This window comes from Paraburkholderia phenoliruptrix (assembly GCF_047325075.1).
Taxonomy (GTDB): Bacteria; Pseudomonadota; Gammaproteobacteria; order Burkholderiales; family Burkholderiaceae; genus Paraburkholderia; species Paraburkholderia phenoliruptrix.
Genome location: NZ_CP168531.1, coordinates 1,811,593 through 1,830,109 on the forward strand (window position 1 = coordinate 1,811,593; position 18,517 = coordinate 1,830,109).

Annotated in this window: 17 protein-coding genes; 16 read left to right on the forward strand and 1 reads right to left on the reverse strand. The window is 63.7% G+C overall.

Annotation, left to right across the window (positions count from 1 at the left end):
* Positions 1 to 6: 6 nt before the first annotated feature.
* Positions 7 to 780 (forward strand): MBL fold metallo-hydrolase, encoded by a 774-nt coding sequence (locus tag ACEN8U_RS20305; RefSeq protein WP_013588891.1) that lies wholly within the window; start codon positions 7 to 9, stop codon positions 778 to 780.
* A gap of 126 nt (positions 781 to 906) precedes the next feature.
* Here ACEN8U_RS20305 and ACEN8U_RS20310 read toward each other — a convergent pair whose 3' ends face one another.
* Positions 907 to 1,605, reverse strand: a complete 699-nt coding sequence (locus ACEN8U_RS20310; protein ID WP_013588890.1) for a Bax inhibitor-1/YccA family protein — start codon at positions 1,603 to 1,605, stop codon at positions 907 to 909.
* Between the two features lie 315 nt (positions 1,606 to 1,920).
* Here ACEN8U_RS20310 and ndk point away from each other — a divergent pair, with 315 nt between their 5' ends.
* The 15 genes from ndk to ACEN8U_RS20385 all read left to right on the forward strand — a co-directional run bounded on the left by ndk (position 1,921) and on the right by ACEN8U_RS20385 (position 18,515).
* A complete protein-coding gene (gene ndk, locus ACEN8U_RS20315; RefSeq protein WP_013338797.1) occupies positions 1,921 to 2,346 on the forward strand; it encodes a nucleoside-diphosphate kinase in 426 nt (141 codons plus the stop codon).
* A gap of 160 nt (positions 2,347 to 2,506) precedes the next feature.
* Positions 2,507 to 3,658: a 23S rRNA (adenine(2503)-C(2))-methyltransferase RlmN gene (rlmN, locus tag ACEN8U_RS20320; RefSeq protein WP_041745548.1), complete on the forward strand. Its 1,152-nt coding sequence runs from the start codon at positions 2,507 to 2,509 to the stop codon at positions 3,656 to 3,658.
* A 216-nt stretch (positions 3,659 to 3,874) separates the two neighbouring features.
* Entirely contained in the window at positions 3,875 to 4,963 is a 1,089-nt protein-coding gene (locus tag ACEN8U_RS20325) for a helix-turn-helix domain-containing protein (RefSeq protein WP_041745546.1), read from the forward strand.
* A gap of 83 nt (positions 4,964 to 5,046) precedes the next feature.
* Positions 5,047 to 6,381 carry a flavodoxin-dependent (E)-4-hydroxy-3-methylbut-2-enyl-diphosphate synthase gene (gene ispG / locus ACEN8U_RS20330; RefSeq protein ID WP_015003160.1) on the forward strand — a complete coding sequence of 445 codons (1,335 nt, stop codon included), beginning with the start codon at positions 5,047 to 5,049 and terminating at the stop codon, positions 6,379 to 6,381.
* A 2-nt stretch (positions 6,382 to 6,383) separates the two neighbouring features.
* A complete protein-coding gene (gene hisS, locus ACEN8U_RS20335; RefSeq protein WP_015003159.1) occupies positions 6,384 to 7,724 on the forward strand; it encodes a histidine--tRNA ligase in 1,341 nt (446 codons plus the stop codon).
* A 46-nt stretch (positions 7,725 to 7,770) separates the two neighbouring features.
* Positions 7,771 to 8,400: a YfgM family protein gene (locus ACEN8U_RS20340; protein ID WP_015003158.1), complete on the forward strand. Its 630-nt coding sequence runs from the start codon at positions 7,771 to 7,773 to the stop codon at positions 8,398 to 8,400.
* Positions 8,401 to 8,462: 62 nt separating this feature from the next.
* Positions 8,463 to 9,608, forward strand: coding sequence for an outer membrane protein assembly factor BamB (bamB, locus tag ACEN8U_RS20345; RefSeq protein WP_015003157.1), 1,146 nt, complete (start codon positions 8,463 to 8,465; stop codon positions 9,606 to 9,608).
* A 408-nt stretch (positions 9,609 to 10,016) separates the two neighbouring features.
* The gene (gene der / locus ACEN8U_RS20350; RefSeq protein ID WP_013588883.1) at positions 10,017 to 11,354 is read left to right on the forward strand and encodes a ribosome biogenesis GTPase Der; all 1,338 of its coding nucleotides are present in this window, start codon (positions 10,017 to 10,019) and stop codon (positions 11,352 to 11,354) included.
* Between the two features lie 143 nt (positions 11,355 to 11,497).
* Complete coding sequence (gene hfq / locus ACEN8U_RS20355; RefSeq protein ID WP_006051315.1) at positions 11,498 to 11,734, forward strand: RNA chaperone Hfq; 237 nt, start codon at positions 11,498 to 11,500, stop codon at positions 11,732 to 11,734.
* 55 nt (positions 11,735 to 11,789) lie between these two features.
* Complete coding sequence (gene hflX, locus ACEN8U_RS20360) at positions 11,790 to 12,977, forward strand: GTPase HflX (RefSeq protein WP_175126356.1); 1,188 nt, start codon at positions 11,790 to 11,792, stop codon at positions 12,975 to 12,977.
* Between the two features lie 59 nt (positions 12,978 to 13,036).
* Positions 13,037 to 14,413: an FtsH protease activity modulator HflK gene (hflK, locus tag ACEN8U_RS20365; protein ID WP_015003155.1), complete on the forward strand. Its 1,377-nt coding sequence runs from the start codon at positions 13,037 to 13,039 to the stop codon at positions 14,411 to 14,413.
* A 12-nt stretch (positions 14,414 to 14,425) separates the two neighbouring features.
* Positions 14,426 to 15,328, forward strand: coding sequence for a protease modulator HflC (hflC, locus tag ACEN8U_RS20370; RefSeq protein ID WP_015003154.1), 903 nt, complete (start codon positions 14,426 to 14,428; stop codon positions 15,326 to 15,328).
* A 45-nt stretch (positions 15,329 to 15,373) separates the two neighbouring features.
* Positions 15,374 to 15,565 carry a DUF2065 domain-containing protein gene (locus ACEN8U_RS20375; RefSeq protein WP_013588879.1) on the forward strand — a complete coding sequence of 64 codons (192 nt, stop codon included), beginning with the start codon at positions 15,374 to 15,376 and terminating at the stop codon, positions 15,563 to 15,565.
* A gap of 225 nt (positions 15,566 to 15,790) precedes the next feature.
* Complete coding sequence (locus ACEN8U_RS20380) at positions 15,791 to 16,942, forward strand: ATP phosphoribosyltransferase regulatory subunit (protein ID WP_013588878.1); 1,152 nt, start codon at positions 15,791 to 15,793, stop codon at positions 16,940 to 16,942.
* Positions 16,943 to 17,168: 226 nt separating this feature from the next.
* The gene (locus tag ACEN8U_RS20385) at positions 17,169 to 18,515 is read left to right on the forward strand and encodes an adenylosuccinate synthase (RefSeq protein WP_041745537.1); all 1,347 of its coding nucleotides are present in this window, start codon (positions 17,169 to 17,171) and stop codon (positions 18,513 to 18,515) included.
* The last annotated feature ends 2 nt before the right edge of the window (positions 18,516 to 18,517 follow it).

Here is an 18,517-nt window from a genome sequence, read left to right on the forward strand (position 1 = left end):
CGGGCTGTGCGGTTCGCAAGTCTTGGCAGCGGCAGTGAAGGCAACGCGTTGCTGGTGGAGGCGCAAAGCGGCGCGACCACCACACGCGTGCTGCTCGATTGCGGTTTTTCGGCGAAGGAAGTCGAGCGCCGCCTCGCGCGGCTCGGCTCGAGCGCTGAAGGCCTCGACGCCATTCTGATTACGCATGAACACAGCGACCACATCGGCAGCGCGCTCACGCTGGCGCGTAAGTGGTCGATTCCGCTGTACATGAGCTGGGGCACGGCGCGCGCGGTCGGTGCGGATGACGCCGACGTCGATCTGCAAGTGCTGTGGGGTGACGAAGCAGTCGCCATCGGCGATCTGAGCGTGCTGCCCTACACGGTTCCTCACGACGCCCGCGAGCCGCTGCAATATGTCTTCTCGAATGGCGCGAGCCGCCTTGGCGTGCTGACGGACGTCGGCACGTCCACGCCGCATATCAGCGCCGTGTTGAGCGGTTGCGACGCGCTGGTGCTCGAATGCAATCACGACGTGCGCATGCTCGCCGGCAGCCGCTATCCGCAATCGCTGAAGGCGCGCATCGGCGGGAATCACGGGCATTTGAACAACGACGCCGCGGCGGAAATCCTCGCCTCGCTCGACCGGTCGCGCCTGCGTCACCTGGTTGCCGCCCATCTAAGCCAGCAAAACAACCTGCCGGAACTCGCGCAGGCGGCTATGGCGGGCGTGCTGGGTGCCGCATCGACCGACGTCGTGGTTGCCTCGCAGGCTGAAGGATTTGAGTGGCTGAGCCTTTGAACGCTGCTGAGCCGGCACTTTGCGACTAGAGCGGCGGGAATAAAAAAGCCCATAACGATTGTTCGTTATGGGCTTTTTTGCGAGGCCGGCACGTTAAGCGCCGTGCCTCGCCGTGTTGCATGAAGCTTAGTTGCGGTTGCCGCCGAAAATGCCGAGCAGCGCCAGCAGGTTCACGAACACGTTGTACAAGTCGAGATAGATGGCGAGTGCCGCGGTGATGTAGTTCGTCTCGCCGCCGTTCACGACGCGCTGCACGTCGAACAGCATGTACGCCGAGAAGATCACGATCGCCATGACGGACACCGTGAGCATCAGCGCCGGCAAGTGCAGGAACACGTTCGCGACCGAGGCCAGCAGCAGCACGATCACGCCCATGAAGAGCCACTTGCCGAGGCCCGAAAAGTCGCGCTTGCTGACGGTGGCGATGGTCGCCATGGAGGCGAAGATCACACCGGTGCCACCGAAGGCGAGCATGATGAGCGACGGGCCGTTGGAGAAACCCAGCACGAAGCCCAGAATGCGCGACAGCATCAGGCCCATGAAGAACGTGAAGCCGAGCAGGACGAACACGCCGGCGGAGCTGTTCTTGGTTCTTTCAATCGCGAACATGAAGCCGAACGCAATCGCGAAGAACGCGAGCATGCTCATGGCGGGACTAGTGGCGGCGAACAGCGAGAAACCGGTGGCGAGACCCACCCACGCGCCGAGCACGGTCGGGATCATGGACAGTGCGAGCAGCCAGTAGGTGTTTCGTAGCACGCGGTTACGCGTTTCGACCGTGCTGACCGCGCCGGTGCGGCCAAAGCTATACGGATGATCGTTCATGGTCTCTCCTTACGTCAGAAGCGTGTTGCGTGATGGTGTAAGCGGTTTGTCCAGCGTTCCTGCATGCGCCGCGGAGACTTCCTCGCCCTCGCGGACTACCCGTTCCTAAGATTAGTGCGGCGGCCCGGAGTTTCAATGCCGCCGACGCTTCGAAAAATGCGTGGAAAGGGCTCACACAGCCTACGCTACCAGTATTCAGAAACTCCTGCTTGGAGTCTTTCAGTGCTGTAAGGGTTCAATCGCAATCATACACGGGAACATGCTACAATAGCGGATTCATTTGAATCTGTAACCTCTTAATTTTTTGGAGTTTTTATGGCGATCGAACGCACCCTGTCCATTATCAAGCCGGACGCAGTGGCCAAGAACGTGATCGGCCAGATCTACAGCCGTTTCGAAAACGCCGGCCTGAAGATCGTGGCTTCGCGCATGGTCCATCTGTCGCGCGCCGACGCTGAGAAGTTCTACGCGGTGCACGCTGCACGTCCGTTCTTCAAGGACCTGGTCGAATTCATGATCTCCGGCCCGGTGGTCGTGCAAGTGCTGGAAGGCGAGAACGCCATCCTGAAGCACCGCGACCTGATGGGCGCAACGGACCCGAAGAAGGCGGAAAAGGGCACGATTCGTGCGGATTTCGCCGACAGCATCGACGCTAACGCGGTGCACGGTTCGGACGCGGCTGAAACGGCGGCGGTTGAAATTGCCTTCTTTTTCCCGCAAGTCAACGTTTATTCGCGCTAATGCTGGATTGCGCAGGCGGTCGGGGCAGCCAATCGGCTTTATTCACACCAATCGCCGCGCAACGTAGTAAGGTAAAAGCAGCAGGGATGGGCGCGAACGGTTTGCGTTCATGCAGCTTGTTGCATGAGCGCAGTCTCGCACTGAAATGGCAGGATTCGATATGACGAGCAGTTCCACCGTCAACCTTCTCGACCTCGACGCCCAGGGGCTTGTCGCCTATTGCGAAAGCCTGGGCGAGAAGCCGTTTCGCGCCAAACAATTGCAGCGCTGGATCCACCAGTACAACGCTGCGGACTTCGACGGCATGACCGATCTCGCGAAGTCCTTGCGCGAAAAGCTCAAGGGGCGCGCCACGCTCACCATGCCGGGCGTCGTGAGCGACCATATTTCCGCCGACGGCACGCGCAAGTGGCTGATCGACGTCGGCAACAGCAACGCAGTGGAAACCGTGTTCATTCCGGAGGAAGCGCGCGGCACGCTGTGCGTGTCGTCGCAGGCCGGGTGCGCGGTGAACTGCCGTTTCTGCTCGACGGGCAAGCAGGGTTTCTCGCGCAATCTCACAACCGGTGAAATCATCGGCCAGTTGCGGATGGCCGAGTTCGCGCTGCGGGCGTCGCTCGGCGCGGCCGGCGGCCGGGCCACGGGCGGCGAGGGCAAGGGCGAGCGCGTCGTCACGAACGTCGTGATGATGGGCATGGGCGAGCCGCTTCTGAACTACGACGCGGTCGTACCCGCCATGCGCCTCATGCTCGACGACAACGCCTACGGCCTGTCGCGGCGGCGCGTCACGTTGTCGACCTCGGGCGTCGTGCCCATGATGGACCGGCTCGGCGCCGATCTGCCGGTTGCGCTGGCGGTGTCGCTGCATGCGCCGAGCGATCCGCTGCGCGACATGCTCGTGCCCCTGAACAAGAAATATCCGCTGCGCGAGTTGATGGCGGCTTGCCAGCGCTATCTGAAAGTCGCGCCGCGCGATTTCATCACCTTCGAATATTGCATGCTCGACGGCGTGAACGACAGCGAAGCGCAAGCGCGCGAACTGCTCGCGCTCACTCGCGACGTCCCGTGCAAGTTCAATCTGATTCCGTTCAATCCGTTCCCGGAGTCGGGCCTCGTGCGCTCGAAGCAGGAACAGATCAAGCGGTTTGCACAAGTGTTGATGGACGCGGGCGTCGTCACCACAGTGCGTAAAACACGCGGCGATGATATCGACGCTGCCTGCGGTCAGTTGGCCGGTGCGGTGAAAGACCGCACGCGCCTCGCTGAGCGCACCGGGAAGGCGGCGAAGATCATCGAGGTTCGCGCCGTGTAGCAGCAAGGGGCGGGCTGCGGGCATTTCCGTGCGGCGCGCCGGAGATTGCTCAAAGGCGTAGTGCGCCCCGGGCAATTGAAAAGAAAGTTTGCAGAATCGATCGGAAGCGGCACAAGAGGCCGCGCATTTTGTTATAAACGGTCTGCGATTCGGACATGAGGTTGGGACCGGTCCGGTCGCACAAGTGAAAAAAGAATCGACGCGAAAGGATTTGGGATGAGTGAGCCGCAGCACCCGCAGCCGCAGGACACAGACACGAACGAAGGCCGCCCGGCATCTGTCGCGCGGGCGGCGGTGCAGCCTGTGGGGCAGCCGGGCCTGGACTCGCTGGCGGCGGTAGGCGCGCGCTTGACGCAACTGCGCGAATTGAAGGGCTGGTCGATCGAAGACGTGTCGGCTCGGCTGAAGGTGGCGCCCGCCAAACTGCGCGCGCTCGAGTCGGGCGATATCAGCCATTTGCCGGACACCACGTTTGCATTGGGCGTCGTGCGCAGCTACGCCAAGATGCTCGGCGCCGATCCCACGCCGTTCACGCAGGCGCTGCGTCGCGAGAAGGGCGTGCCGGCGCCGGATCTTTCGATGCCGGCCTCGTCGGGTAAAGATTTGCCGCGCGGGCGCGTGTCGCTGTCGCTCGGCGGCGGCGCGCAAAAAAGCCGCTCGTGGTTGTGGGGCGTGGCCGCGGTGATCGTTGCGGTGATTGCGCTTGCCATGTGGCACACGAATGGCGGCGATTCCACGGCGTGGCTCGCGCGCCTGAAAGCGAGCGCGAATGGCGGCGCGGGTGGCGCAACGGGCGCATCCGGCGCCGTCGCGCAAGGCACGGCGGCGGCCGGCTCCGAGGCGGCGGCTCAGGATGCTGGCCAGGAGTCCGCATCTGCGCCGGAGACGAACGCGGCCGCACCGGGTGGGGCGTCCGCGACACCCATGCCTGCGCCGCTTGCCGCCGGTACCGCGCCGGCGTCCGCTGCGCCGGTCACGGCAACGCCGGCTGCGCCCGCGGCGAGTGCGCCGGCCGCAGTGGCGGCAGCCTCCGCTCTGGCTGCTGCGCCGGCCGCAGGTTCGGCCATCGTCGCGCTGCGCGTGACACAAGATAGCTGGTTCAGCGTGCGCGGCAAGGACGGCAAGGAAGTGTTCTCCGGCCTCGTGCATGCAGGCGATACGAAAGAAGTGACGGGCGAGGGGCCTTTCAAGGTCACGGTCGGCAACAAGGCGGGGCTCGAGTCGATCACGCTCGACGGCCAGCCGGTCGATCCGTCGAAATATTCGGCGGCAAAAGGCAACGTGGCGCGCTTCGCGTTGCCTTGATACAGACGGTGTGCGCCGCGGCCAACCGGACCGCGGCGCTTTTTCAATTCAGGCGCTGCATTTTTGTGGCGCGTGCGGCGTAAATGGGTTTTTCGATGCAATCCGAAGCTCAATCCCAATCCAGTAGCAAGATCGTGTCAAACGAGCCGGTGTTCGGCGGTGAGGCGCCGCGGCGCAAGTCGCATGCGGTCGACGTCCGGTGGGGCGGCCAGCTCGTCACCATCGGCGGCGACGCGCCCGTGCGCGTGCAGTCGATGACGAACACCGATACCGCCGACGCCATCGGCACTGCCATCCAGATCAAGGAGCTGGCGCAAGCGGGTTCGGAACTGGTGCGCATCACGGTCAACACGCCGGAGGCGGCTGCAGCGGTGCCGGCCGTGCGCGATCAGCTCGACCGCATGGGCGTGTCGGTGCCGCTCGTCGGCGATTTCCATTACAACGGCCACCTGCTGCTGCGCGACTATCCCGCGTGCGCCGAGGCGTTGTCGAAGTACCGCATCAACCCGGGCAACGTCGGGCATGGCGCGAAGCGCGACACGCAATTCGCGCAGATGATCGAGGCAGCCGTCAAGTACGACAAGCCGGTGCGAATCGGCGTCAACTGGGGCAGTCTCGACCAGGACCTGCTCGCCAAAATGATGGACGAAAACGCCGCCCGTTCCACGCCGTGGGAAGCGCAGAGCGTGATGTACGAAGCGCTCATCCAGTCGGCGATCGGCTCTGCGGAGCGCGCGGTCGAGCTTGGCCTCTCGCGCAACAAGATCATTCTGTCGTGCAAGGTGAGCGGCGTTCAGGATCTGATCGCGGTCTATCGCGAGCTCGCGCGCCGCTGCGAATTCGCGCTCCATCTCGGCTTGACCGAAGCGGGCATGGGCTCGAAAGGCATCGTCGCGTCCACGGCTGCATTGTCCGTGCTGTTGCAGCAGGGCATCGGCGACACGATCCGCATTTCGCTCACGCCCGAACCGGGCGCGCCGCGTACCGGTGAGGTGATCGTCGGCCAGGAAATCCTGCAGACCATGGGTCTGCGCTCGTTCACGCCGATGGTGATCGCGTGCCCCGGCTGCGGCCGCACCACCAGCACGTTGTTCCAGGAACTGGCATCGCAAATTCAGACCTATCTGCGCCTGCAAATGCCGGTGTGGCGCGACCAGTACCCGGGCGTCGAAAAGATGCATGTCGCGGTGATGGGTTGCATCGTCAACGGTCCGGGCGAGTCGAAGCAGGCGAACATCGGCATCAGCCTGCCGGGCTCCGGTGAAAATCCGGCTGCGCCGGTGTTTATCGACGGCGAGAAGGTGAAGACGCTGCGCGGCGAGAACATCGCGCAAGAATTCCAGCAAATCGTGAGTGACTACGTCGAGCGCCGCTACGGCCGCGCCGAGGCGCTCGACTCAACCTCGGCAATTCAATAGAGATGACTGAACAGAAGAAAAAGCTCGACAAGCTGTCCGGCGTGAAGGGCATGAACGACATCCTTCCGCAGGACGCGGGGCTGTGGGAATTTTTCGAGACCACCGTCAAGTCGATGCTGCGTTCGTACGGATACCAGAATATTCGTACGCCGATCGTCGAACATACGCAGCTGTTCACGCGCGGTATCGGCGAAGTGACCGACATCGTCGAAAAAGAGATGTACAGCTTCACCGACGCGTTGAACGGTGAAAATCTGACGATGCGACCCGAAAATACGGCGGCGGTGGTGCGCGCGGCGATCGAGCACAACATGCTGTACGACGGTCCCAAGCGCCTGTGGTATATCGGCCCCATGTTCCGTCACGAGCGCCCGCAACGCGGCCGCTATCGCCAGTTCCATCAGGTCGGCGTGGAAGCGCTCGGCTTTGCCGGTCCTGACGCCGACGCCGAAATCATCATGATGTGCCAGCGGCTGTGGGACGACCTGGGTCTCACCGGCATCAAGCTCGAAATCAATTCGCTCGGGCTCGCGGAAGAACGCGCGGCGCATCGCGTCGAACTGATTGCGTACCTCGAAAAGCACATGGACGTGCTCGACGAAGACGCGAAGCGCCGCCTGTACACGAACCCGCTGCGTGTGCTCGACACGAAGAACCCGGCGCTGCAGGAGGTCGCGCAGAACGCGCCGAAGCTGATCGACTTCCTCGGCACGGAATCGCGCGCGCACTTCGAAGGTTTGCAGCGCATTCTCAAAGCGAACAACATTCCGTTCACGATCAATCCGCGTCTCGTGCGCGGTCTCGATTATTACAATCTGACCGTGTTCGAATGGGTGACGGACAAGCTCGGCGCGCAGGGCACCGTCGCCGCGGGCGGCCGTTACGATCCGCTGATCGAGCAGCTCGGCGGCAAAGCCACGGCCGCGTGCGGCTGGGCAATGGGCATCGAACGGATTCTCGAGCTGCTGAAAGAAGAACAACTCGTGCCGGAAGACGAAGGTTGCGACGTCTATGTGGTCCACCAGGGCGACGCGGCGCGCGAGCAGGCCTTCATCATCGCCGAACGGCTGCGCGACACCGGCCTCGACGTGATCCTCCATTGCAGTGCGGACGGCCAGTCGGCAAGTTTCAAATCGCAGATGAAGCGCGCCGACGCGAGCGGCGCCGCATTCGCAGTCGTGCTCGGCGAAGACGAAATCGCCAACGGCACGGTGGGCGTCAAACCGCTGCGCGACACGAGCGCTAACGGCGGTAAAAGCGAGCAACATAACGTGCCCGCCGAAGACTTGACCGAATTTCTAATCAATGCGATGGTTGCAACCGCCGAAGACGGCGACGACTGATCGCGATGACACGCACACGTAGCAAGAATGAGGAAATCGCCGGGCAATGAGTTACCACGACGAACAAGAATCGATTGAAAGTCTGAAGGCTTGGTGGACGCAGTGGGGTAATGCAACCACGTGGATTGTGCTGGTGGTGCTGGTCGCCGCAGCCGCATGGAACGGCTGGAACTTCTGGCAGCGGCGCGAGGCGGCGGAAGCCGCCGTCCTGTACGACCAGGTGCAGCAGGCCGTGGCATCGGGCGACAAGGCGAAGGTGAGCCGCGTCGCCGCCGACATGGAAGACAAGTTCAGCCGCACGGCGTACGCGCAAATGACCGCGCTCGGCGTCGCGAAGGCGCTCTACGCGGCCGGCGACGAAGCCGGCGCCAAAGCCCAGCTGCAATGGACCATCGATCACGCGAAGGACGACGAGTTCAAGCAGATCGCGAAGCTGCGCCTTGCTTCACTGCTGCTCGACGAAAAGGCTTACGACCAGGGTCTCGCACTGCTCGCCGAGCCGCAGTCCGACGCGTTCAAGGGCATCGTGGCCAATGGCCGCGGCGATCTGCTCGCCGCCCAGGGCAAGCGCGACGACGCGCGCGCGGCCTACAAACTCGCGCTCGAGTCGCTGCCGAAGAGCGACAGCTCCGAGCGCCAGCTGATCCAGTTCAAGCTGGACGCGCTGGGCGGTTAAGCGCCGCGAGCTACGACCAACCGGCCTTTCTTTAACCTATTTCCTGAATGCTTCGTCCACCGATGAATCTGCTGAAACGTTACGCTGTGCCCGTTGTCTGTGCGATGACCGTCCTCGCTCTCGCGGCATGCTCATCCACGAAAGACGAGCGCCGCGTGCCGACGCCGCTCACCGAGTTCAAGCCCGTGCTTGACGTGCAGCAAGCCTGGAAGACGAGCGTCGGTAAGGCAGGCCGTTATCTGTTCTCGCCGGTCGCGGTCGGCGACGCGGTGTACGCAGCCGGCGCGAACGGCTCGGTCGCGAAGATCGACGCGCAAACCGGTAAGGACATCTGGCGAGTCAAGCTGCACGACGACATCTCCGCGGGCGTGGGCAGCGACGGCACGTTGACGGCGGTGGGCGGCCTGAAGGGCGATGTCTACGTGCTCGGCGCGGACGGCAAGCAATTGTGGACGGCGAAGGCGCCGGGCGAAATCATCTCGCCGCCGCTCGTCGGCAATGGTCTCGTGGTGGTGCGTACCGTGGACGGCCAGATCGTCGCGTTCAACGCGCAAACCGGCGAGCAGAAGTGGAATTATCGCAACCGCGCGGTGCCGCTGAATTTGCGCGTGTCGTCGGGTATGACCTTCGCGGGCGACGCCGCGGTGCTGGCCGGTTTCCCCGGCGGCGCGTTTTCGGCAATCAATCTGCAAACCGGTGAAGCCTACTGGCAGACGCCGGTTTCTTACCCGAAGGGCGTGACAGAAGTGGAGCGCATCAACGACGTGACCGGGCCGCCCACACTGGTCGGATCGGAAACGTGCGCGGTGACCTTCCAGGGTCAGATTGGCTGTTTTGACGCGAACTCCGGACGGGCGCTGTGGGAAAAAGCGTTCTCGAGCGCGAGCGGCCTCGCGCAGGACGACCGCGCAGTCGTCGCGGCGGATGACTGGTCGGTCGTGTCCGCGTTCGACGTCAGCAACGGCGCTCCGCTGTGGAAGAACGACAAGCTGAAGAACCGCGAGCTGGGCGTGCCGTTCATCCTCGGACACGCGGCGGTGCTCGGTGACTATCAGGGCTACGTGCACTTCCTGTCGCGCGACGACGGCACGCTCGTCGCCCGCATGAAGACCGACGGCAGCGCGATTAGCGCGGCACCGGTGCTGGCCGGCGAGACGCTTGTCGTGCAAACGCGCGACGGCGATCTGTACGGCTATCGCCCGCGCTAATCTCGCGGCGACGGCGTCGAGCGTGTTGGCCGGCCTTGCCGGCCACGCGCGTTTTTCCGGTGCCTGTGTAGGGCGCCGCATAACCAGCAGATGAATTTCGCCGGGCCGGCTGATCCGGCGAGATCGAGAAGCGGTCTTTCAAGCAGGCGGTTAATAAAAGCAGGCCTTCGACAGGAACCGCCGGAAAAGCGATCGACAGCAGCGGCGGGCTCACTTAGCGCAACCAGGCAGCCCGACGGCGCTGCCCAACCAGCCAAACCCCCGTCCGCCTCGGCGCGCCGCTGGCTAGCGCAGCCGGGACTGGTCGAATTCGTGATAATTTGCGTCAAACGCTGCCGTATAGCGGCGCAATGGCGTCGTCATGCGGACGGTCGATTCCGATCCGCGTTTCACCGTGAACAACATCTGATGAAACCCGTTATTGCCCTCGTCGGGCGCCCCAATGTGGGGAAATCCACGCTGTTCAATCGTCTCACGCGCTCGCGTGATGCGCTCGTCGCCGACTTGCCCGGCCTGACCCGGGATCGCCACTACGGCGAAGGGCGCACCGGCGAGCGGCCCTATCTCGTCGTCGACACAGGCGGTTTCGAACCCGTCGCGAAAGACGGCATCCTGCACGAAATGGCGCGCCAGACGCGCCAGGCGGTGGAGGAGTCGGACATCGTCGTGTTCATCGTCGACGGCCGCAATGGTCTCGCGCCGCAAGACAAGGTGATTGCCGACTATCTGCGCAAGACCGGGCGGCCCATTTTCCTCGTCGTCAACAAGGCGGAGGGGATGAAGTACAGCGCGGTGGCGGCGGACTTCTACGAACTCGGTCTCGGCGACCCGCGCGCGATTTCCGCTGCGCACGGCGACGGCGTGACGGAAATGATCAACGAGGCGCTCGGCGTCGCGTACGCGGGCCAGCCCGAAGAGAGCGACGAGGAGAAGGCGGCGCACGGCATCAAGATCGCGATCGTCGGCCGGCCGAACGTCGGCAAGTCGACGCTGATCAATGCGCTTGTCGGCGAAGAGCGCGTGATCGCGTTCGATATGCCCGGCACCACGCGCGATTCGATTTACGTGGACTTCGAGCGTCAGGGCAAGCCCTACACGCTGATCGACACGGCCGGCTTGCGCCGCCGCGGCAAAGTGTTCGAGGCGATCGAAAAGTTCTCGGTGGTGAAAACGCTGCAGTCGATTTCGGACGCCAATGTCGTGATTCTGCTGCTCGACGCGCGCCAGGACATTTCAGACCAGGACGCGCATATCGCCGGCTTTGTGGTCGAGCAGGGCCGTGCGCTGGTGGTCGGCGTGAACAAGTGGGACGGGCTGGATTCGCATGTGCGCGAGCGCACGAAAGCAGATCTGGAGCGCAAACTAAAATTTCTCGACTTCGCCAAATTCCATTTCATTTCCGCTGCGGAAAAGACTGGCATTGGCCCGCTGATGCGCTCCGTGGACGACGCCTACGCGGCCGCCATGTCGAAGCTGCCCACGCCGAAGCTCACGCGTGCGCTGATCGAGGCGGTGGAGTTCCAGCAGCCGCGCCGCCGCGGACCGGTGCGGCCGAAATTGCGTTACGCGCACCAGGGTGGACAGAATCCGCCGATCATCGTGATTCACGGCAACGCACTCGACGCCATCACCGAAACGTACAAACGCTACCTTGAAAACCGCTTCCGGGAAACTTTCAAGCTGACGGGGACTCCATTGCGAATAGAGTTCAGATCGTCGACGAACCCTTACGCGGACAAAGGCTGAAACCCGCGTGTGCGTTGGGTTTGGCCGCTTCGGCAGGGGCCCCGCGCGAAAACGAAAATCGGCTATAGTGTAGCGGTTGACGGCAGATATCTTTTTCTTCTGTCGTCAATTCAGTCAACCTGCAAAAAAATACGGAGTTTGCTATGAGCAACAAAGGGCAATTGTTACAAGACCCGTTTTTGAACGCACTGCGTAAAGAGCATGTGCCGGTGTCGATCTACCTGGTCAACGGCATCAAGCTTCAAGGGAACATCGAATCGTTCGACCAGTACGTCGTGTTGCTCAGGAATACGGTCACCCAGATGGTCTACAAGCACGCAATCTCGACTGTCGTGCCAGCCCGTCCGGTGAATTTCCACCCGGATTCCGAACAGTCCTAACCCCGCCGCGGCCGGCGTAGCGTCGCCCGTCGGCGATCATTCCGGCCGCCTCATTTTGATACCCTCCAATTTGATCAATGCAGCGCTTGTCGGCATCGACTTCGGTAAGATCGATTTCGAAGCCAGTCTCGAAGAACTCAGTCTGCTCGCGCAAAGCGCGGGTGCGAATCCTCTAGTCACCCTCACCGGGCGCCGCGCCAGCCCCGACGCGAAAATGTTCGTCGGCAGCGGCAAGGCCGAAGAACTGCGTCTTGCGTGTGAGGCGAACGACATCGAACTCGTCATCTTCAATCACGCTCTTGCGCCGGCCCAGCAGCGCAATCTGGAGCAGGCGCTTAATCGGCGCGTGGTCGACCGCACGAGTCTCATTCTCGATATTTTTGCGCAGCGCGCCCGCAGCCACGAAGGCAAGCTGCAGGTGGAGCTCGCGCAATTGCAGTATCTGTCCACGCGGCTGATCCGCGCATGGACTCACCTGGAGCGGCAAAAAGGCGGTATCGGCCTGCGCGGCCCGGGTGAAACGCAGCTCGAAACCGACCGCCGGCTGATCGGCGAGCGCATCAAGGCGCTCAAGTCGCGCCTTGACAAGCTGCGCCGCCAGCATGGCACGCAGCGCCGCCAGCGCTCGCGCAATCAGACCATGTCAGTGTCGCTCGTCGGCTATACGAACGCGGGCAAGTCCACGCTCTTCAATGCGCTCACGAAGGCGCAGGCGTACGCGGCCGACCAGCTATTCGCGACCCTCGACACCACTTCGCGGCGCGTGTATCTCGGCGACGAAGCGGGGCAGGTGGTGGTGTCCGACACGGTCGGCTTCATCCGCGAGTTGCCGCACCAACTGGTCGCGGCGTTTCGCGCCACGCTCGAGGAAACCATTCACGCCGATCTGCTGCTGCATGTAGTGGATGCGTCGAGCGCGGTGCGGCTCGACCAGATCGATCAGGTGAACGAGGTATTGCACGCAATCGGTGCGGACACGATCCGGCAGGTGCTCGTATTCAACAAGATCGACGCGGTGCCCGAATTGGCGGCCCGGGGCGAAGCGGTCGAGCGGGACGAGTATGGTAATATTTCGCGCGTCTTTTTGAGCGCGCGCACGGGGCAAGGGCTGGATACATTGCGCGCTGCCATCGCTGAGATCGCGACTGCCGAACCTCTTCCCGACACGCTGCTGGACTCCTCGGAAGAAGACCGCTCGGCAACACCACGCGAGCACCGCAAGGTTCCCGAACTCGGGCACTGACCCGTTCCGATTGCACTGACCTGCACTGACCCGCTGTCTACTCTGGTGAACGAACACAGGTGAACGATTACAACGAGCGGAGTATCTGGCCGCGCATGCGCGCCATGCTTTCACTGAACGATCCGCGTTGGGGCCGTGGCGACGGCAATGGCGAGCGCCAGCGGCCGGTCGAGCCGAAGCGCCCGCAGACCAAGGACGGTGAAGGTCCGCCCGATCTCGACGAGATGTGGCGGGATTTCAACCGTCGTTTGAGCCGGATGTTCGGCCGCAAGGGCGGCGGCGTCGGCGGCGGGCGCCCTGACAACGGCCGTGGCGCGCGCATCGGCGTCGGCATCGTGATCGGCGTGCTGGTCGCCATCTATCTCGGCAGCGGGGTGTTCGTCGTGCAGGACGGCCAGGCCGGCGTCGTCATGCAGTTCGGCCAGTATCGTTACACGGCCGCGCACGGCGTGCACTGGCGCTTGCCGTATCCGTTCCAGACCCACGAGCTCGTCAATATCGGCCAGGTTCGTCAGGTGGAAATCGGCCGCAACAACGTGGTGCGCGTGGCGAATGTGAAAGACGCGTCCATGCTGACGCACGACGCGGACATCGTCGACGTGCGTTTTGCCGTGCAGTACCAGATCCGCAAGCCGACCGATTACCTTTTTCGCAGCGTCGATCCCGACCAGAGCGTGATGCAGGCTGCTCAGGCGGCGGTGCGCGGCATCGTCGGGGCCCGCAGCGGCGAGGAGATTCTTGATCAGGACCGCGAAGCAATCCGGCAGCAGTTGATGGCGGCCATCCAGAAGTCGCTCGATCAGTATCAGTCGGGTCTCGCCGTCACCGGCGTGACGATCCAGGCGGTGCAGGTGCCCGACCAGGTGCAGACCGCGTTCGACGAGGCCGCCAAGGTGCGTCAGGAAAACGAGCGTGCGAAGCGAGATGCGCAGGCCTACGCCCAGGACCTGCTGCCCCGCGCGCAAGCCGATGTGGCGCGCCAGATCGACGACGCGAAAAAGTACAGCGACAAGACGGTTGCTCAGGCGCAAGGCGACGCGGACCGCTTCAAGGAAGTCTATGCGCAGTACTCGAAGGCGCCGGCGGTGATTCGCGAGCGCATGTATCTGGAAACCATGCAGCAGATCTATTCGAATACGACCAAGGTGTTTGTGGACAACCGCGGCGGCAACAACGTGCTGTATCTGCCGCTCGACAAGCTCGTCGAGCAAACGCGTCAGCGCGTGGCCGATGCCACCGCGGCCGCGGCGGCTGCATCGGCTGCGACCGCGGCATCCGGCGCGGCTGGATCGGCGGCTGCCACCGCAGGTGCGGCGGCGTCGGGTGCTGCTTCGGCCGCAGCCGCCACGCCTGCGAGCCGCCCGGCGGCGAGCAGCGATCCGCTGCGTTCGCGCGAATCCTTCCGCAGCCGTATGCGCGAAGACGACGTTCAATAAGGAGCGCACAACATGAACAAGATCATTGCGCTCGTCATTGCAGTTGTCATTCTGCTGTTCGCCGCTTCGTCGATGGTATTCGTAGTCGACCAGCGTCATATGGCCGTGCTGTCCTCGCGCGGCGACGCGGCGCCTGCCTTGCTCGGCCCCGGGCTGCACGTGAAGTTGCCGCCGCCTTTGCAAACCGTGACGCTCGTCGACAACCGCATCCAGTCGCTCGACGCGCCGGACGAGGACCGCTACGTCACCGCGGACAAAAACGAATTGCTGGCAAACCCGGTCGTCAAGTACCGCGTGACCGATCCGCTCAAGCTGCTCGCTGAAACGAAGGGCGACGTTCAAAGCCTGCCGGAGCGTCTCGCGCTCGTCGCGCGCGGCGCGTTGACCGACGCGTTCGGCAAGTACACGCTCGCCGACGCGCTCGCCAAACAGCAGGCACTCGCCGACGAGGCGCGCGGCGCGATGGACAGGACGGCGGCATCGCTCGGCGTCTCGGTGGTGGACGTTCAATTGACGCGCGTCGATTTCCCGGCCTCCATGGCGGACTCGGTCTACAAGCGGATGATCGCGGAGCGCGAACAGATCGCCGCCGACGAACGCGCGAAGGGCACCGCCGAGGCGGACAAGATCAAGGCGGACGCGCTCGCCCAGCAGCAGGCCATCCTCGCGGACGGTTACCGCGAGGCGCAAACCATCAAGGGCGAGGGCGATGCAAAGGCAGCGGAGATCGCCGCGCAGGCATACGGCAGCGATCCGGAGTTCTATCAGTTTTATCAAAGCATGCAGGCGTACCGGAACACCTTCAAGCCCGGCGACGTGATCGTGGTCGATCCGAGCAGCGAGTTCTTCCGCTTCATGCGTAGTCCGACCGGCGGCGCAGCCCCGGACGCTTCCGCGGCCTCGCGCAAACACTAACAACCGGGCACGCCGCGGCATTCGCATCGCGGCCCCTTCTTTCGCATGGATATAGTCGGCTCGTTACTGCTCGCGATCGCGTTGATGCTGGTTATCGAGGGGATGTTCCCATTCGTTTTTCCGAGCGCCTGGCGCGACACGTTCCGTAAAATAGCGGAACGGCCGGCGCATCAGATCCGCATAGGCGGCCTGATCGTCATGCTGCTCGGACTTGTTCTGCTGTTTTTCGTGACCTGACGCAGAGCGCCCCGGCGACGCAAGGCGCGAACCGCAAGGCCGACTGTTCCCGCGTCCGCGACTGCGCGGCTTGACAGGAACCGCTGCGGATTGCCGGCGATTCCGGTGAGCCGCTGGTTGGGCGGCCGCCGTCTGCCGAAGCCGCCAGAATCAGGCCTTGGCTTGCCATTCACACTCATTACCGGCGCATTCTGCCGCCGCGTTCAACGTCGTAGGACTGTATCGATGTCGACCTGGTTACTTCCCGAGAACATTGCCGACGTGCTGCCGTCGGAGGCCCGCAAGATCGAAGAATTGCGGCGTCGCCTGCTCGACCGCTTTCGTTCGTACGGCTACGAGATGGTCATGCCGCCGCTGCTCGAGTACATCGAGTCGCTGCTCACGGGCGGCGGGCACGATCTGAATCTGCGCACCTTCAAGCTCGTCGACCAGTTGTCCGGGCGCACGCTCGGTTTGCGCGCCGACATCACGCCGCAGGTCGCGCGCATCGACGCGCATTTGCTGAACCGCCAGGGCGTCACGCGGCTTTGCTACGCGGGGAACGTCGCGCATACGCGCCCGCGCGGTCTGCACGCCACGCGCGAGCAGATCCAGATCGGCGCGGAAATCTACGGCCATGCGGGTCTCGAAGCCGACCTCGAAATCCAGCAACTGATGCTCGATGCGCTGCACCTCGCCGGACTCGGCAAAGTGCGCCTCGACTTGTGCCACGCGGGCGTGCTCGCGGCACTGATCGAAGCGGAACCGGCGGCCGCGGAACTCGGGCAATCGCTGTACGACGCGCTGGCCGGCAAGGATGTGCCTCGGCTCGTCGAACTGACCGCGAACCTCACGGCCGTCACGCGCGATGCCCTGCGCGCGCTGCCTTCGCTTTACGGCGACGCCTCGGTGCTCGACGAGGCGCGCGCGCGCCTGCCGAACGCGCCGGCCATCGCCCGTGCGCTCGACGACCTCGCGTTTCTCGCGAGCCAGGTGGAAGGCGCCGAAGTCATGATCGACCTGGCCGATCTGCGCGGCTACGCGTATCACAGCGGCGTGATGTTCTCCGCGTATGTCGACGGCGTGCCGAACGCGGTGGCGCGCGGCGGCCGTTATGACCACGTGGGGCAGGCGTACGGCCGCGCACGGGCGGCAACGGGCTTCTCGCTCGACCTTCGCGAAGTCGCGCGCATTTCGCCGGTGGAGGCGCGCAGCAGCGCGATCCTCGCGCCCTGGCAGCACGACGACTCGCTGCGCGTGAGCGTCGCCGCATTGCGCGATGCCGGCGAAGTCGTGATCCAGGCGTTGCCCGGGCACGAGCATGATCTGGATGAATTCGCGTTCGACCGCGTGTTGGTCGAGCGCAACGGCGCATGGACCGTCGAACCGCGCGCGTGAGCGTGCCTCGATCGCGCCGCCCGCGGGCTTTTGTGCGGGCACTTTAAAGGGGCGCCGTACCGGTCCTGTATGCGTCGCCGACCATCGCGCGGCCGTCGGCCATGACCGGCCGCGCGCCTTTTGCCATACCCACCATAACGTGCATACCGTTGAGCGGAAACGGAAAAATTCCGGAAGCGTCCGCGAACATAGGTAAAATACGTTTTTAACCAGCTTACGAAACAACATGTCTGCCAGCGCAGTGAATGTGAACCCCGGGCGTAACGTCGTCGTCGTGGGAACCCAGTGGGGTGATGAAGGCAAGGGCAAGATCGTCGACTGGCTGACGGACCACGCTCAAGGCGTCGTTCGCTTCCAGGGCGGTCACAATGCCGGACACACGCTTATCATCGGCGGCAAGAAAACCATCTTGCGTCTGATTCCGTCGGGCATCATGCATCCCGGCGTCGCGTGCTACATCGGCAATGGCGTCGTGTTGTCGCCGGAAGCGCTGTTCAAGGAAATCGGCGAACTCGAAGCCGCCGGCGTCGATGTCCAGAAGCGCCTCTTCATTTCCGAAGCCACCACGCTCATACTGCCGTACCACATTGCCATCGACCAGGGCCGCGAAGCGCGCCGTGGCGCGAGCAAGATCGGCACGACCGGCCGCGGCATCGGCCCGGCTTACGAAGACAAGGTGGCGCGCCGCGGTCTGCGCGTGCAGGACCTGTTCGAGCCGGCCACGTTTGCCGAACGCCTGCGCGAAAACCTCGACTATCACAACTTCGTGCTGACGCAGTACCTGGGCGTCGAGGCTGTCGACTTCCAGCAGACGCTCGACACGATGCTGGGCTACGCCGACCGTCTGAAGCCGATGGTCACGGACGTGTCGCGCCGTCTCTACGATGCGAATGCCGCGGGCAGCAACCTGCTGTTCGAAGGCGCGCAAGGCACGCTGCTCGACATCGACCACGGCACCTATCCGTTCGTCACGTCGAGCAACTGCGTCGCGGGTGCCGCAACGGCGGGCGCGGGCGTCGGTCCGCAAAAGCTCAACTACATTCTCGGCATCACCAAGGCGTATTGCACGCGCGTCGGTTCGGGCCCGTTCCCGAGCGAGCTGTACGACGCGGACAACGCCGCGCGCCAGGAAGCCATCGGTCTGGAACTTGCCACCGTGGGCAAGGAATTCGGTTCGGTCACCGGCCGCCCGCGCCGCACCGGCTGGCTCGACGTCGCCGCGCTGCGCCGCTCGATCCAGATCAACGGCGTGTCGGGCCTATGCATGACCAAGCTGGACGTGCTCGACGGCCTCGACGAAGTCAAGCTGTGCGTGGGCTATACCGTCGACGGCCAGAACGTCGATCTGCTGCCGCGCGGCGCGTCGGAAGTCGCGCGCTGCGAGCCGGTCTACGAAACGTTCGCGGGCTGGAAGGAAAGCACCGTGGGCATCAAGGAATGGGACAAGCTGCCGGCGAACGCGCGTGCGTATCTGTCGCGCGTGCAGGAAGTGGCGGGCATTCCGATCGACATGGTGTCGACCGGTCCGGATCGCGACGAGACCATTCTGCTACGTCATCCGTTCAAGGCTTAAGC

Excerpts from the sequence above, each read along its gene's own strand:
- ACEN8U_RS20310 (WP_013588890.1), bottom strand. The coding sequence starts at position 1,605 with ATGAACGATCATCCGTATAGCTTTGGCCGCACCGGCGCGGTCAGCACG.
- ndk (WP_013338797.1), top strand. The coding sequence starts at position 1,921 with ATGGCGATCGAACGCACCCTGTCCATTATCAAGCCGGACGCAGTGGCC.
- rlmN (WP_041745548.1), top strand. The coding sequence starts at position 2,507 with ATGACGAGCAGTTCCACCGTCAACCTTCTCGACCTCGACGCCCAGGGG.
- ACEN8U_RS20325 (WP_041745546.1), top strand. The coding sequence starts at position 3,875 with ATGAGTGAGCCGCAGCACCCGCAGCCGCAGGACACAGACACGAACGAA.
- ispG (WP_015003160.1), top strand. The coding sequence starts at position 5,047 with ATGGGTTTTTCGATGCAATCCGAAGCTCAATCCCAATCCAGTAGCAAG.
- hisS (WP_015003159.1), top strand. The coding sequence starts at position 6,384 with ATGACTGAACAGAAGAAAAAGCTCGACAAGCTGTCCGGCGTGAAGGGC.
- ACEN8U_RS20340 (WP_015003158.1), top strand. The coding sequence starts at position 7,771 with ATGAGTTACCACGACGAACAAGAATCGATTGAAAGTCTGAAGGCTTGG.
- bamB (WP_015003157.1), top strand. The coding sequence starts at position 8,463 with ATGAATCTGCTGAAACGTTACGCTGTGCCCGTTGTCTGTGCGATGACC.
- der (WP_013588883.1), top strand. The coding sequence starts at position 10,017 with ATGAAACCCGTTATTGCCCTCGTCGGGCGCCCCAATGTGGGGAAATCC.
- hfq (WP_006051315.1), top strand. The coding sequence starts at position 11,498 with ATGAGCAACAAAGGGCAATTGTTACAAGACCCGTTTTTGAACGCACTG.
- hflC (WP_015003154.1), top strand. The coding sequence starts at position 14,426 with ATGAACAAGATCATTGCGCTCGTCATTGCAGTTGTCATTCTGCTGTTC.
- ACEN8U_RS20375 (WP_013588879.1), top strand. The coding sequence starts at position 15,374 with ATGGATATAGTCGGCTCGTTACTGCTCGCGATCGCGTTGATGCTGGTT.
- ACEN8U_RS20380 (WP_013588878.1), top strand. The coding sequence starts at position 15,791 with ATGTCGACCTGGTTACTTCCCGAGAACATTGCCGACGTGCTGCCGTCG.
- ACEN8U_RS20385 (WP_041745537.1), top strand. The coding sequence starts at position 17,169 with ATGTCTGCCAGCGCAGTGAATGTGAACCCCGGGCGTAACGTCGTCGTC.